Genomic DNA, 15,596 nt, shown 5'->3' with positions numbered 1-15,596 from the left:
AGAGGCGTAAACCACCACAGGATCAAACCCTGTGGCCCTCGCCTCATGGAATAGCCCAGCGGAAACAGCGATTGGGTAGCGACTAGATACCGACCGAAAGAGAGTGAGATATGACGACTATATCTGCGGAAGAGAGTGACTGTATGTAATTAAACAGGTAGTAACAATCATCAACTGGTAAAAGTCTCTAATCGCATCATCCGGCCTTGAACCCGCAGGTGGAGGGGGTACCGGGGCTCAGTGGTGGTGCGTGATTGACCATGGAACTAAGCAGACGAAGTGCCCTCAAGGGGCTTGGAATCGCAACCGTTACTGGCGGCACTGGTTTGGCCGCGCTGTCCGGCTCAGCCGCCGCCATGAGTAGTTCGTTCAACGCAGTGAATCCAGGAACGGTAGAAAACGATCGTGGGGACGTGTCTGAAGTGTTCGTTGCACCGCGCGTGTACACGGAGTGGGAGAATTTCGACGAGAAGCCACTGAAGTTACGATACATTCTGCACGCAGCCGTCGATGGAGAGGGATATAAGCCAGTGTACCGCGAGACGCCGTGGCTGTTTACGGATAACAGTAGTGAGCAAGCCGCGTACAACTCCGCGACCCATGGGACGACCGATCGCGTTCCAGATAGCGGTCGCATGTACCTGACGAGCAAGAATTCAGCCTTTTACAACATCAACAATAACGGCGACTACGTGGATCCGAACGATGGAAGTCAAACGGTCACGCCAAAAATCGTCCTCTACAAGGAGGGGATGAGCGACTACTACGATGAGGCGTCGGACTACCCGGACAGCGCTCACTGGGACGGCTCGAGTCTCGGCAGTGATTCGGGTGACTACGCGAACGGGAACTACGGTGTCCTCGGAGACACGATGGAGCTTGACTCCCAGACGGACGGCCAATCGAAAACGACGACCATCCACCTCCGTCTCATCACCGCGCTCCTAGACTACGATTCGGAGTCGGTGATGCAAGCCGAGTATCCCGACTACAGTGGTAGTGCTGGGTATACGTACCAGCGACTGATCAACATCGCCCCGAATCATCCAGCGATTAGCGTGGCTGAAGCCTCATTCGATGTGACGGCAGCAAACGAGCAGGCCGACTCCTCGTCGAACGCCAACGCGAACGCTGGCGCAAACTAACGCACCACTCAATTTTTTCGACATCGGCGATCCAGGATAGTTGTATCTGTTCTACAGCTACCTACCTGAGTCGATATCGTACGAAATTCGCGCCGAAGTGTGTCACAGGCGAATCAAGAGTGCGCATCGAGCACTGGGCGACGTCGACAGCGATGACCACTCCCGTCCGCCACAGGTTCTTCCCGCTACTACTCCAAGCCCAGCCATGGAATACGTTACCAGCAATCAGCGACAGGTGCCCGCACTCGGACTGGGAACGTACCGGCTGAAAGGAGAAGCCTGTACGGAGGTGGTTAGTCGCGCGCTGAAGTTGGGCTACCGTCATATCGACACCGCGGAGTATTACAACAATCAGGCAGCCATCGGGAAAGCCCTCGCCGGGACCACAGTTGACCGAGACGAGCTCTTCCTCACCACGAAAGTCTGGCGAAACAACCTCGAATACGACGATTTTCTGCAGTCGACTCGTCAGAGTCTGGCGAAGCTCGGCCTCGAGACAGTCGATCTCCTATTGATCCACTGGCCGAGTCGAAGCGTTCCCATGGAAGAAACTATCGAGGCGATGAACGAACTTCAGTCCACTGGAGAGGTGAACCAGATCGGCGTGAGCAACTTCTCGGTCGACCAGCTCGAGCGGGCACGCACACTCTCGGACACACCGATTCTCACGAACCAGGTCGAGTACAATCCATACACGAACCAAGCCGACCTCCTCGAATACTGTATCGAGAACGAGATCATCCTGACGGCCTACAGTCCGCTGGCGAAAGGGAAAGTTGCAGACGATGAGACACTCGCGACGATTGCAAAGCGCCATGGTAAGACGCCAGCACAGGTCGCTTTGCGCTGGTCACTCCAGCAAGAACAGGTCGCGGCGATTCCGAAAGCATCGAGTCCGGACCATCTACAGGCCAACCTGGACGTCTTTGACTTCGAGCTTACGGATGCAGAGATGACAGCGATCTTCGACCTGCAGGGTGGTTTGCTCACAAAGTTGCAGCGAGCGCTGGGACTGTGAAACTCATTTGGACTGCTGAGTCTTGATGAAGCGGTTGACGAAGCGCTTGCGACGTACGATATGTTGCGTAGCGAAGAGGCCGAGGAAACGGGCCAAACAGTCGCCACGCTACAGGACTAACGAGCGTCGGTTCCTGCCGCACATAACAGCGGAGTCGAGGAACCACTTTGGGAGAGAGCAGCCCCGACGTACAAAAGACAGAGCCTGCCTCGCGGCCGAACGCGGATCACTCCAAGCGATCGTCGATCAAAACGACCGCCTCGCCGTCGATCAACACGTCGCTGGCGTTGACAACACATGTCGAAAGTCGATATTGGCGATCATCTAATTCCTCGACGATCTCACATTCTGCGGTAAGTCGCTCACCGATGCCAACCGGGTTCTGAAACTCCAAGTCCTGTGAGAGGTAGATCGGCAGCCCGGGAAGCTGCGCGAGTGCTGCGCTGATGAGGCCTCCGACAAGTGTTCCGTGTCCGATGCGCTCCTGAAATCTGGTTTGCTCAGCGAACTCATCGTCGAGATGGAGCGGGTTCGTGTCACCGCTGGCAGCAGCGAACTGTTGAACGTCGGTCGCCGAAATTGTCTTCGTAAACTCGACGTAGTCGCCGATTTCAAGTCGTTTTGGATTGTACTCACTCCGTTCGACATCCCATTCTGAGAGGGTCTCACCGGCGTCAATCCGATCTACCGCCTCCCGAGTGGCCTCCTCCCTATCGCTGAGCTTGACACCCATCGTCGCAGCGACCACTCGATGAGCCGTAACAACGCTACTGAATATATGTGCGGACGTTTCAGTCCATTTCGCAAGCAGCGGATTCTTGTCTGTATTCGTTTCCATATGTTAACATCCAACACACACAGGTTTTGTTAGCACCAGGATACTAGCCAGCGAGTAATGCAGTGCGTCGAACCTGCCAGCGACTGGATGGCTCAGGCGTTCTGGTCGATCCACTCACAGAACGACTCGAAGTCCTCAGCACCAGCATCGTCGTCGATATCTCGCAACGTGCCGATACTGACCGAGTCGTGAGCGGGGACGACAACGGTGCGTGTCTCGGAGTCGTGGTTGGCGGGTGGTTCCCACTTTAAAATGAGGTGGTCGCCGTCGTCCGGACGTGGCGGAAGTTCCCGACGTTCACCAGCACCTGTATAGTTCTTCACCTGAAAAGTCGCGCCGGACCATTTACTTCAGAATATCGGGGAGTTCGTCGCCTTGAGTGCGCGCAACGTCAGGGTCAATGCCCAGGTCTCGTAGTTCCCCGTCGGTTGGATTGTGGCCGCCGTCGCCGTCAACGGCCTCAACCACTGCGTCGAGATTCTCCAGCGCTGCCGCACGTGTGTCGCCCTCCGCGGTGAGTCCGGCCTGTAGGTTACGGGCAGTCCACTTCCCGTCCGGATTTTCGATGAGCCGGATTTCACGTTCATTCGTACCATTTCCAGCGTCAGCGCGAGCCATGACTATATCTAATCAGTCACACGAAAGAACGCTTCGGGGACAGTGTTCAGGTCGTCGCTCCCATTTCGAGCGGATTCGTTTATTACACTCCGTTCGACTGGCGACGTCACCGTAGTATTCCTCCATAGCTACCAACCCTATAGAGTACTGCAGACGAAATACGGGAATCTGAGGGTGTTTAGCACCAGAATAATCGAACCTGCGTATTGTTCCACATAGTTACAGACATATCCCCAAATAATATGTTACTGATAATTTTAGGACTGGTATTTGTTGAGGGGATTACGATGCCAAACCAGACCGCCGAGACTCGTACTACTCGCCGAACGCTCCTCAAGGCCCTGAGCAGCACGGCTGCCTTTGCTGGCGTCGGTAGCGTCCTCGCACAGCCGTCTGACTCAGCACGTGACGACAGCACTGGATCCACCCCGTCGCTCTCAGGATGGACATCCGTATACGGTGGGCCCGGCAACACGAACTACGCGCCCACCGCAGCCGGACCAAAATCGGGAGTCAGCCGCCGCTGGGTGGCGGACCCAGAACCGGAACATGACCGTGACTACACAACGCCAGTCGTCCACGATGGGACAGCGTACGTTGGCGCGAGAAACCTCTACGCGATGGACGTGACCACTGGTGACGTTCGCTGGTCATTCTCGGCGGAAGCCCCCTGTGTCCACACGCCTGCGACGGACGGCAAGATGATATATGTCGGCACCGGACATAGAAGCAATAGTCGCGGACGCGTCTATGCAATCGATTCCGAGAGTGGCACCGAACAGTGGCGCTTCACACGAACCCCGCCCGAAAACGTGAACGAAACAAGGCGACTCGAGTACGTTGCCATGACGGTCGGCGACGGACAGGTATTCGCTCTCGGACGCTCAGGACTCGACGAAGATCTGCTCGTCGCCCTCGACGCTGAGACCGGTGAGCGACTCTGGTGTACCGAAATTGGCGGTCGGTGGTCTGTAAGATATACGAGCGAAGCTGCCCCGGTCGCCACCGCGGATGGGACGGTAGTTGCGCGGGCGAACGGAACAATAAAAGCATACGACGGTGAGACCGGCGATGTTGTCTGGACCTTCGATGGAGCTATCTTCCCGAGGACAGCGTATCTGCCGCTTGCCATCGGCGACGGAACCGTCTACACGAGCGCGACGACCGGCCGCAACGACGACTACAAACTGCTTGCATTGGACCTGGCCGACGGCAGTATTCAATGGACGTACAAACCTGACACGAACGAGAATCTGCAGTGGAGTGCCCCAACAGTGGATTCAGAATCAGTATACGTCAACTACACCCCCCAGTCCAATCTCGGGGGTCCGGGGGCTGAGACAGTCGCCATCTCTCGGGCGGACGGGACGCTCCAGTACGAGGGCGCGAGACTGGGCACCGTCGCCGACGACGTCGTCTATAAGGAAGATGCGGCCTACGACGCGGCCGACGGCTCAAAGCTGTTCGACTATGGAGTTACTGGCAACGAGTATGGAATTACTGGCGGCTATCCTGCGCTGTACGGGGACGGTCTCTTCTTCGGTGGTGACCGGGTGTTCGTGTTGGAACCGGGGCAGGGCGAGGCGACACTGCCCGAACCCCAACCGTCGACAGAACCAAATGAACCGGCCGAAGCACCCACTCGAGACACCGAAACGCCCGAGGACGATGACCCCGTTTGCGAGCCCTGATCGAAATCAGCAGTCCGCAGTTTGAGCGTCGAATGAGAGTCGCTCCTGGGGCCTGGTAGAGAGCCACCGCGCCGCTGGCCGTCTAAATGCCGGTCTGGACTTTCCTCTCGACTGGCATCGCCGTCCCAACTTGCCACCACAAGGAGCCCGAAGAAAGTCCCGTTTACGAAAGACGGGACCTGAGGGTGTTTAGCGCCCTCTTAATCGGCGCCACGTATTGTTCCATATCGTTACATTCAGAGATTCAAATAATAGGTAACTGATAATATTGGGATTGGTGTGTGTTGAAAAGCCTGCGATGCCAAACCAACCCTCCGAGAGAACGCCGACTCGTCGAACACTCCTCAAAGCCCTTGGCGGCACGGCTGCCCTCGCCGGCGTTGGGAGCGTCGGCGGCGTCCTCGCACAGCAATCCGATACAGCAGATGACGTTGATAGTGCAGCCACCTTGTCGCTCTCAGGGTGGACGTCCATCTATGGCGGCCCGGGCAACACCAGGTATGCACCCACCGCAACCGGCCCGAAAGCGGGAGTTAGTCGCCGCTGGGTGGCGGACCCCGAACCGGCGAGCGACACTGGCTACTCAACGCCGGTCGTCTACGATGGGACAGCATACGTCGGCGCGAGGAAGTTCTACGCGATGGACGCCGCCACCGGCGACATCCGCTGGTCGTTCTCGGCAGAAGAACCCGAACCCACACAGGAAAATCCTCGTACATTTTCCACACCCGCGACGGACGGCGAGACGGTGTACGTCGGCACGAGCCATCCAGATGCAACCCGCGACAAATTACCGCACAGCAGCGTCTACGCGCTTGATCTCAAGGATGGCACGGAACAGTGGCGTTTCCAGCGAGAGCCACCCTACGATGACGATGTCCGGAAGCGTCCCTCGTATTATGCCATCACGGTCGGCGACGGACAGATATTCGCTATCGCACATACATCCGTCTACGAGCATCTGCTCGTTGCTATCGACTCCGAGACTGGTGAGAAGCTCTGGTCAACAGACATTGGCAATGTGTCTTTCGACGGCGGCACACAGGGCGCCCCGGTCGCTGCCGCAGATGGAAAAGCAGTTGCAAAAGACGAGGGGACAATAGTCGCATACGATGGGGAGACCGGCGAAGTCGCCTGGACTTTCGATGGCGCTACCAACTACGTGACAGTGGGACGACCGCTTGCCGTCGCCGACGGAACCGTCTACACGAGCGCGGTGCGCAGCAGTAATGAAGACCAGTTTAACAAAGATTACAAGCTGTTTGCACTGAACCTGGCCGACGGGAGCGTCGAGTGGTCGTACAAACCCGACATAAACGAGGCGTTGAAATGGGGCTCGCCGAGAGTGGATGCGGAGTCAGTATATATCGACTACACTCCACAAGACAATATCGCAGGCCCGAAATCTGCGACAGTCGCCATCTCACGGGCAGACGGGACGCTCCAATATGAGGCCGCGACACTCGGCAACATCGCCGATGACGTGATCTACACGGCGGATGCGGCCTACGATGCGGCCGACGGCTCGCAACTGTTCGAGTATGGCGTCAGCGGTGCCGGACCTGCGCTGTACGGCGACGGGCTCTTCTTCGGTGGCGACCGGGTGTTCGCCCTCGAACCCGGCCAAGGACAGGCGACGTTGCCCGAACCCGAACCGCCAGCACAACCGGATGATCCATCGACGGACCCCGAGGAAACACCAGACGAGCCCACCGAGGAGCCCAAAACCGACGACCCAGACGCCTGCGAAGACTGAAAACGTCATGGCGCTGGTACGCGGTTAGCGATACGATCCCATATCGTCCACTAATCGCGCCCGTGTCACTATCCAGTTGGGTGTCTCGTCGTGCAAATCGCCGCAGTAGTACCAGCTTTGCCTCCATCGAACGGACTTTAATCGAATCAGTCGTTCACTCCTCGTGATGAACGAGGCGGAGTTTTGCTCCCACCTCCAAACAGTCTGTGCGACCGCCATCGAGGACTACCGGATGCGTTTTCCGACACAGCCACCATTGTCCCAGCGGCTTCCACGCGACACAGATAGTGCGCTCGCCTCAACAGCGGATATCGAGACGTGCTTTACAGCACTCGTTGCGTTCTATGATTCCCTGCTTGGCGTGGATTCGACGCCGTATCGAGACCAGTGGCGTGATCACCTTGTTTATGATTTTTCCCTCCGTGAGCGCCTGACGCTATTGGGCAGCGATCTCCCAGCGTCACTGACACTCTTCATGATCGCAGGGCGGTATGCTGCTCACACCGGGTATATCGGTATCAGCGGTGGACGGCTACCCATAGCACGGGCGGGTGAAATGCTCGCGTCGGAACTGTGTCACGCCTATCAACATCGCTTTGACTCGCCAACCTGGCACCATCCGTATCTCCAAGAAGGCTTCGAGCTAGCGGCGTCAATTCGCGCGCTCACGTATCTTGCCGATGAACTTGATGACGAAACGATGGCCCATCGGGCACGCCGGCAGCGAACGAGAGCCCTCCTCCAAGGAACGATCGCCCATGGGATCCGCAACGGCGGCATCACAGCGGCCACTGTTCGTACCCTCGGTGTCACCGACCACGAACTATCGGAACTGCGGGCGGCACTCCCAGTCCGGCTACTCGGCACGATTCGGCCACGGTATCACTGGGGAAGTACCGCTTTTCTCCCCGAATACGACCTCTTTGGCTCGCTGCTTCTCGTAAGTGAGGCTTTGGACATCCCCGATACCTATTCGCGGGCCTTCTGGGGCAAACACCCCTGGGACGAACTTATCGCCGAGATTCAGTCGACGAGACCAAGCTGGCTGTGGCAGCGATATCACACCAGTGGCGAGTAGCGTGTCGCCGAGAACCTCGGCTCAATTCCGCAAGACCGGATGGGCGAGGTTGCTACCGGACTCGAATACACTCTCGGCCTCACCGAGATCTGAGCGGTCGTCGCCACGACAGCCGTGGTTTGACGAGCGAAGTCGGCCGCGAGTTTGACCCAAAGATGATTCAGTTGCAGTGATCTCGGTGAATTCACCGACTCTCGGCGTCGTCTGCAAACTCCCCCGGCGCGTAATTGGGGAACTCGGCGGCCCAGAGACTGACCGTGTTCAGACAGCACTCAACGAAGGCTGGGCCGAGATGGCACATTTCAGGCCGTCCGAGTCACGTCTCCCTGCAGTAGTTCCTCACGACGACGAGCATACGCCCGAAGGGCTTATGAATATGAATACGATATGAATATGTATGAGTGACGGCGAACGCCGGAAAGTTGGGGAACGAGGCCAGGTGACCATCCCAAAAGACCTCCGAGATCGGTTCGGAATCAAGGGCGGTGACGACGTCGTGATTCACGAAGAGGCAGGGAAGCTCGTTATCGAACGTCCAGTCTCCCGGGAAGTGTTAGCTGAAGGGTACCGCCAGCGTGCACAACAGACTCGCGACCTCGCTGACGAATTCGAAGGTGTCTCCTCAGAGGCAAACGAACACCTGGGCGATGCACCAGAGTGGTAATGGATGGCCATATCCGTCCATAGAGGCGATATCGTTATTGTCGAACTCGATCCGACACAGGGATCTGAACAGCGAGGGACCCGCCCTTGTCTCGTCGTTCAGAATGACGTGGGGAATGCAAATGCACCGACAACAATCGTAGTTCCCTTCACTACCGCTTTCGGGGAGCAGCTGTATCCGTTCGAAGTGCTCGTCCCAGCCGAGGAGTGTGCGCTTCGGGACGATTCAGTCGCGCTCTGTAGCCAAATTCGAACCATCTCTATCGAGCACCGCATCACCGAGAACCTCGGCTCGATTCCGCAAGACCGGATGGACGAGGTCGCTACCGCACTCGAATATAGTCTCGGCCTCACCGAGATCTGAGCGGTCGTCGCCACGACAGCCGTGGTTTGACGAGCGAAGTCGGCCGCGTGTCACCAGGCTTGACCCAAAGGTGATATTCTGTTAGCGATACCAGCCCTATCGTTGGAAACGGGGAAACTACAGTAACGACACGAGTCCCAAAGCGATGCTCTGCTCGGTCTCGCCTAATTATATTCGTTCGGAACCCTTGGGGCCGCCCTCTCTCGCCGGAACGAGGACGCTCACTAACTCACGGTGTCGCCGTTCGTCGTGTGCGGTCGCTTGCGACCGCGCACCGTTCGCTGTGGTCCGGGCGCGGCGGAGCCGTGCCGGGCTTTCACCCATCCGGCACTCGGGCGGCCCCGCGGGATGCTCACGACCCCGCAACCGCACATGATGTCCTCCGCCGAAGAGAGTCTCAATAGGTAATCAGACGACAATTGCCGACGATACTCGACAGCAACGAGTAGCTAACCAACGAAAGTCCGCGGCAGTGTTGGTTAGCATCAACGAGTTGCGCCCAGCAGTCGCCGTGCGTTCATCGCATCTGTTGTGAACCGCCTCAGGGGCATAGGGGTCGAGAGAGCGACGTTCACTACCATGAGACGACGGAGCCGTCTTGACCGATCCCGAAACACTCACCGTGCGCAGCTATCGACGAGCCGACTGGCGTTCCCTCAACGGTGTGCTTATGATTGTTCAGCAAAACTGAATACGCAATGTGTTCCGACCGGATTCCACTCACAACCGTCATCGACGCCTACGAGAGCATGGGACTGACCCATGAGCCGGTGACAGCGAGGGAACTATCGGAGGAACTCGGCTGTGCCCGTCGCACCGCCTACAAAAAACTCAATGAACTGGCAGACCGCGGCGACCTCCAGACGAAGAAGGTCGGCGCGCGGGGACGGGTTTGGTGGCGACCGGCCGACCACGACCGTACTACTGCTCCGGCTACCGACACCAGCGAGTCGCCTAGTGATGGTCACAAAGCCACACCTGCCGCCAGCGCCGATAGCACGAAACAGACAGACCACGAGCGGTCGCTGTCGACATTATTGGGTACGCTTCCGGGAATGGTATACCGCTGCCAAAACGAGCGTGGCTGGCCCATGGAATTTGTCAGCGATGGGTGCTACGAGCTCACCGGCTACGAACCCGAGGCATTAGAGCGTGGGGACGTATCGTACGGCGCCGATATCGTCGTTGACGCCGATCGGACGGACCTCTGGACGGAGGTCCAGACCGCCATAGACGACCAGGAGCAGTGTGTAGTCACCTACCGCATCGAAACCGCGACCGGTAATGTGCGATGGGTCAGAGAACGCATCCGCGGTGTCTTCACTAACACAGGTGAGGTGGAAGCACTCGAAGGCATCATCATCGATATCACTGACCACAAGGAGCGCGAACAAGAACTCTGGCAGCATCAAGAGTACACCGATGCTGTCGTGGACGCCATCGACGACATCTTCTACATCCTCGACGAGTCGGGGGAGATCCACCGATGGAACCAGAGCCTCTGTGAGGTGACCGGGTACTCAACCGACGAAATCGAGTCGATGCATGCTCTCGAGTTCTTCGCTGAAGATGCCCACGACAAGATAACGGACGGAATACACGAGGGGTTCGAGACGGGGAGTACACAGGTTGAGGTCGACTTGGTGACGAAGGGCGGCGACCAGATTCCCTTCGAGTTCGTGGCGTCCACGCTCGAAGACCCCGACGGGAACCGCATGTTGGCGGGCGTCGGGCGTGACATTACCGACCAGAAAGAACGAGAACGCGACCTGGAGCGAACTGAGCGGCAATTCGAGGCGGCGTTCAACAACCCGAGTTCGTTCATGGGCTTGCTTGACCCCGATGGGACGGTCCGACGAATCAATCAGGCTGCACTCGAGTTCGCGGGTATCGATGAAAAGATAGTCCGTGGCGAGAAGTTCTGGGAGACGCCTTGGTTCACGCATTCCGAGGAGGTGCAGGCGGAATTGCGGGACGGAATCACTCGTGCAGCGAACGGTGAGTACGTCCGGGCCGAAATTCCCCATCAATCGTCGGACGGTGATGTCGCCGTCATTGACGCGATGCTTGAGCCAGTCCGCGACGATGGGGACGTCGTTGCCATCGTTCCGAGTGGGCATGACATCACTGAACAAAAGGAGTACGAACAGCGACTCGAAGCGCAAAACGAGCGCCTCGAGGGGTTCGCCAGTATGCTCGCCCACGAACTTCGGAACCCGGTCACGATCGGGCAGATTTACGTACACCAGCTGACAGCCGATGCCGATGAAGAGGCACTAGAGCATATAACAGAGGCGTTCGACCGCATCGAAGATATGATCGACGTAATGCTGGTGGTGGCCCGAAGCGAAGAGGCAGTCGGCGAGCGAAGCCCTGTCGACCTTGCGGAGGTGGCGCGGGCGTCGTGGGCGACAGTAGACGCTCCCGACGCGACACTCGAGGTGACGATCGACAAGACGGTTCAGGCTGATGAGACGTACATGCAGCATGTCTTCCGGAATCTATTCGAGAACGCGGTCACACACGGCAGCCCGACTGTCACCGTCAGTGTTGGTCGCCTCCCGACGGGATTCTACGTGGCTGACGATGGCTCCGGGATTCCAGCTGCCGACAGAGATGCGGTATTCGATGCTGGGTTCACAACTGCGGCCGAACAAGGGGGAACTGGAATGGGGCTTGCGTTCATTCAAGAGTTGGCCGGGGTGTACGGCTGGGACTGTGCGGTGACCGAAAGTGCGGCTGGCGGCGCACGATTCGAGTTCACGGATGTAGCCTTCGATACGGCGGATCAAAGCAATCCGCAGTGAGAGATACGCGTTCGGCGCTGTATCCCCTTCCTACTGCGCTGCTTGGTCGCTTCGCTCCCTGCGTTGTCGTCCGAAAAGCGAAGCTTTTCGTGATCACGAGAATCTCCGGATTCTCGAACGACTCCTTGAGGATTGGGACTTAGCGCCTAATTCCAGTTAAAGACAGTCTCGTCAGTGCCCAGCTGGCTTCGCACCAACGCGGACGTCATCACGGTTCCGGACTTCAGACCCCCCGTGTGCGAGATGAATTGGACTCCTGGTCAGCCAACACCCCCCGTGTACAAAGTGAATTCGCAGCTCGCTACTAAGACAACACCCCGTGTGCGAAGTGTAAATCAGGTCAGACGCCGGCAACAATAGCCAGAACGGCAGGTTTACACTTCGATGACGGGGGGTCTGTTTAGACCAGAGATACACATCGATGGCGGGGTGTCAGACGTGCGGCTTACACTTCGATTACGGGGGGCGGCTATATACCATTGAGGTGTACAGTATCAGTACACAACAGGTTGCTGGTGATAAATTCGATTACACATCGATATGAGATCGACTGAGAATATACTTCGCTGTCGGTCCACTAGCGAATCCACTGAATCGCGGCAATACGAGTGGTAGCTCCACCAAATCGCGTGTCTAAACATCGATGGAGGTTAATATTTTTAATGCTCCAGTATGCAGTACGTGTATGGCCGGCCACGATCCTGAGGGAGCGGATCACTCTCCTCCTGATGAAGATACACGGTCTCCCCCCGATAGTGAGCAACTTGAACCCACCACCGAGGATGCCGGGGACGGACTCCCGGAACAGGATAGGGACAGCGATGTAGATGAGGAACCGTCGGCGGACAGTACACAGCGATCGATTCGAGAGATGCTCGATGATGAAGGCGAGGCGTCGGTCTTCGTCAATCGAGATCTCGTCGAGCCAGACACCATTATCGATGAGGAGCGCATTGTCGGCCGTGACGACCAGCTCGAATCCGTCGTGTCGTTTCTGAAGCCAACGCTCCAGGGGAACCGGCCGCCGAATATGCTACTATACGGTCCCGCCGGAACGGGCAAATCGCTGATTATCGGCGCGGTCACACAACAGATTATCGAGCTCTGTCAATCGAAAGGCGAACGATTCGGCGTGATCGATATCAACTGCCAGCCGATCAATACCCTTGACCAGGCAGTCTACGAACTCATTCAGACTGTCGCAATAGACGTTGGCGCAGATATCGGCGTTCCCGAGACAGGTGTCTCAACGAAACGCAAGTATCGACGTCTGTACAATCTCATCAACCGTCATTACGATTCGGTCATTTTCATTCTCGACGAAATCGACCTCCTCGTCGGTCGCCGAGCCAATGACGAACCCGCCTATTCGAAACTCCTGTATCAGTTATCGCGTGCAAGTAACACGGACGAAATCGAAGGCCGCGTATCGGTCGCCGCGTTGACGAACGATCCGAAGTTCATGGAGGATATTGATGGGCGTGCAGAGAGTTCGTTCAATCCTCGCGATGTCTATTTCCCGGACTATGATGCCACCCAGTTGCGGGAAATCCTTGGCAACCGGCGGGACGCATTCAGGCAGGATGCATTAGATGAGGATGTCATCCCGCTTGTCGCTGCGTTCGCCGCACAAAGTCACGGGGATGCACGGAAAGCAATAGACCTATTCCGCGGGGCCGGCGACCTTGCCGATGAACGCGGTGATGAGGAAGTTCGCGAGAATCACGTGCGTGAGTCTCAAGAAGAAATTGACAAAGACCGCTCGTTAAAGCTCGTGGAGGGGCTGACGACACAAAAAAAGATTTCACTATATGCTACAGCTGCGGTCGCGAATTACTCGAATCGGTCCCGGAGTTCTGTGCCGAGTCCGGTCGGGTTCACAGTATATCAGTGGGTGACCGACGAACTTGATGCCGACCAGATGACGCGGGAAACCTACGTCAAGTATGTAAAGGAACTTTCCACCTATGGGTTGGTCTCGACGGCCCGGAAGAGTCGCGGTCGCGGCGGTGGGATGTATATGGAGTTTACATTCACTGGTGATCCGGCGGCGATGATGAACCGGATCGTCGACGATACGCGCTTGGAAGCGATTGCCGAACAAGAGGAACTCCTTCGGACTGTGATCAACTCCCAACTCCAGCAGTTCCACGAGCAATAGACTCACCGTGCTCTCCATCTCCACTCCCACCCCCCGTGTTCGATGTGTAAACTCGACCGCCTCCGGGGGGTTGTGAGAGCGAAAGACTGTGTCAGCAATGATGTACTCGATTTCGTTTCAGGAGAGTGATGGTATGGGAAGAATGAGACAGGACTACGCCAGCGACGATGTTCAAGAACCCCCTCCCCCCGTCATCGATGTGTAACTCGTGGCAGCAGGAGGGTTGCCTCACTACCAGTCCACGATTGAAGCAGTGGAAGAATCTCTATAGAGCCACGGTACAGCACGAAGAAAGCAATTGAGAGTTCTACTACGGAACGACACTGACGGTCGGTTAGTCGGAATAGTATTCCTTCTAATACTCTCAGCTAAGTCTAGTGCGGTTATGGTTACAAGGCTTACCAAATAAAACTTTCCTAGAACATACACATTGCTTATGGGAATCTAATCTGGGTGAGTGAGCGGTTCTCCATGGCATATATCGCTCTCTCGATGAATTTAGGCAGTCTTCTATGTAGACCCCTCATCCCCTCTCGGAGTTTTACACATCGATTGCGGGGGGGGAGAGGGGGTCCCAATATATCGCAACGATTGGCCTCCCCCGCGTAAACGCGGAGGAATACTGCGTTGGTTAAGTTCCTGCAAGTCGCGTCATTGAAACGGGAAGCCTCGAGGCTTGACGAGGCAGTTCACACTTCGATGACGGGGGGTCCCAAGACAGAGCAGTCTCACTTGACCCACAGGAACCCTTGGGGCCGCCCTCCCTCGCCGGAACGAGGACGCTCACTGACTCACGGCTGCGCCGTTCGTCTCTCGCGGTCGCACGCGACCGCGCACCGTTCGCTGTGTTCCGGGCGCGGCGAAGCCGCGCCGGGCTTTCACCCATCCGGCACTCGGGCGGCCCCGCGGGATGCTCACGACTCCGCGACCGCACCGCACAAGATGTTCCCCGCCGATGGTAGTAGCCGTTGGTACCTTGAACAACCCGTTATCGACGATGCTCAACAGCGACAAGCGGCTAACCAACGAAATTCGCTGCGGTGTTGGTTAGTCATTATCGGCGGTCTCCGTGCGTTCGTTCTACCTACACGTACGGGGGTACTGAACAGGTGACTAGAACTACCAATCAACCAGCAACGAGTGTCAGCCAGAGACTGTCTATTCGCCGAGAATACCCCGCTCATGTCCATGTGTGGATAGCACAGGGCACCTTCGAGACCGTCCATTTATATACTCCCCTCCCATCGGATGTGATGCGAAGGTCGCTCCGGGTCACCCGGGGTGACATGACTCGCCGCGATCGTGCGGCGACTCGACAACATGAGGATCTCACCCCTGCGGTCCGCCGTCAAGATGAGATTTGATGTGAGCCCACGGACCCATACAGTAGTCACCATCGACGTAGGAGTCGATGGGTTACGCTTCCGACGGAGTGCAACCACTTCCGCCGCTGATGT

General features: G+C 57.2%; 12 protein-coding genes and 1 pseudogene. 10 read left to right on the top strand and 3 right to left on the bottom strand.

Going from position 1 to position 15,596, the window contains the following annotated elements:
• Nucleotides 1-260 precede the first annotated feature (260 nt).
• The 3 genes and pseudogenes from E4S61_RS26665 to E4S61_RS14690 all read left to right on the top strand — a co-directional run.
• Nucleotides 261-344: pseudogene (locus E4S61_RS26665) on the top strand (twin-arginine translocation signal domain-containing protein); the annotation flags it as partial.
• 12 nt (nt 345-356) lie between these two features.
• Nucleotides 357-1,145 carry a hypothetical protein gene (locus E4S61_RS14695; RefSeq protein ID WP_245180756.1) on the top strand — a complete coding sequence of 263 codons (789 nt, stop codon included), beginning with the start codon at nt 357-359 and terminating at the stop codon, nt 1,143-1,145.
• Nucleotides 1,146-1,350: 205 nt separating this feature from the next.
• Nucleotides 1,351-2,163 (top strand): aldo/keto reductase, encoded by an 813-nt coding sequence (locus E4S61_RS14690; RefSeq protein ID WP_135304729.1) that lies wholly within the window; start codon nt 1,351-1,353, stop codon nt 2,161-2,163.
• 226 nt (nt 2,164-2,389) lie between these two features.
• Here E4S61_RS14690 and E4S61_RS14685 read toward each other — a convergent pair whose 3' ends face one another.
• From E4S61_RS14685 to E4S61_RS14675, 3 genes are all read right to left on the bottom strand, one after another.
• Nucleotides 2,390-2,941 (bottom strand): MaoC family dehydratase, encoded by a 552-nt coding sequence (locus E4S61_RS14685; RefSeq protein WP_394346451.1) that lies wholly within the window; start codon nt 2,939-2,941, stop codon nt 2,390-2,392.
• Nucleotides 2,942-3,093: 152 nt separating this feature from the next.
• Complete coding sequence (locus E4S61_RS14680) at nt 3,094-3,324, bottom strand: type II toxin-antitoxin system HicA family toxin (protein WP_245180752.1); 231 nt, start codon at nt 3,322-3,324, stop codon at nt 3,094-3,096.
• Between the two features lie 22 nt (nt 3,325-3,346).
• Nucleotides 3,347-3,619: a type II toxin-antitoxin system HicB family antitoxin gene (locus E4S61_RS14675; RefSeq protein ID WP_135304727.1), complete on the bottom strand. Its 273-nt coding sequence runs from the start codon at nt 3,617-3,619 to the stop codon at nt 3,347-3,349.
• A 287-nt stretch (nt 3,620-3,906) separates the two neighbouring features.
• Between E4S61_RS14675 and E4S61_RS14670 the strand changes: the two genes are divergently transcribed.
• The 7 genes from E4S61_RS14670 to E4S61_RS14635 all read left to right on the top strand — a co-directional run bounded on the left by E4S61_RS14670 (nt 3,907) and on the right by E4S61_RS14635 (nt 14,139).
• A complete protein-coding gene (locus E4S61_RS14670; RefSeq protein ID WP_167768510.1) occupies nt 3,907-5,310 on the top strand; it encodes an outer membrane protein assembly factor BamB family protein in 1,404 nt (467 codons plus the stop codon).
• A gap of 298 nt (nt 5,311-5,608) precedes the next feature.
• Nucleotides 5,609-7,066, top strand: a complete 1,458-nt coding sequence (locus E4S61_RS14665) for an outer membrane protein assembly factor BamB family protein (protein WP_135304725.1) — start codon at nt 5,609-5,611, stop codon at nt 7,064-7,066.
• Nucleotides 7,067-7,232: 166 nt separating this feature from the next.
• Nucleotides 7,233-8,144 carry a hypothetical protein gene (locus tag E4S61_RS14660; protein WP_135304724.1) on the top strand — a complete coding sequence of 304 codons (912 nt, stop codon included), beginning with the start codon at nt 7,233-7,235 and terminating at the stop codon, nt 8,142-8,144.
• 397 nt (nt 8,145-8,541) lie between these two features.
• Entirely contained in the window at nt 8,542-8,808 is a 267-nt protein-coding gene (locus E4S61_RS14650) for an AbrB/MazE/SpoVT family DNA-binding domain-containing protein (protein ID WP_135304722.1), read from the top strand.
• A gap of 3 nt (nt 8,809-8,811) precedes the next feature.
• The gene (locus tag E4S61_RS14645; RefSeq protein WP_135304721.1) at nt 8,812-9,171 is read left to right on the top strand and encodes a type II toxin-antitoxin system PemK/MazF family toxin; all 360 of its coding nucleotides are present in this window, start codon (nt 8,812-8,814) and stop codon (nt 9,169-9,171) included.
• Nucleotides 9,172-9,869: 698 nt separating this feature from the next.
• Nucleotides 9,870-11,978 (top strand): PAS domain S-box protein, encoded by a 2,109-nt coding sequence (locus tag E4S61_RS14640; protein WP_135304720.1) that lies wholly within the window; start codon nt 9,870-9,872, stop codon nt 11,976-11,978.
• 871 nt (nt 11,979-12,849) lie between these two features.
• Nucleotides 12,850-14,139: an orc1/cdc6 family replication initiation protein gene (locus tag E4S61_RS14635; protein WP_209309523.1), complete on the top strand. Its 1,290-nt coding sequence runs from the start codon at nt 12,850-12,852 to the stop codon at nt 14,137-14,139.
• Nucleotides 14,140-15,596: the final 1,457 nt, after the last annotated feature.

This window comes from Haloarcula amylovorans (genome assembly GCF_004681185.1).
In the GTDB taxonomy this organism is placed as follows: Archaea; Halobacteriota; Halobacteria; order Halobacteriales; family Haloarculaceae; genus Haloarcula; species Haloarcula amylovorans.
The sequence above is the reverse complement of the archived record's forward strand: the minus strand, read 5'-3'. Positions and strand labels throughout refer to the sequence as shown.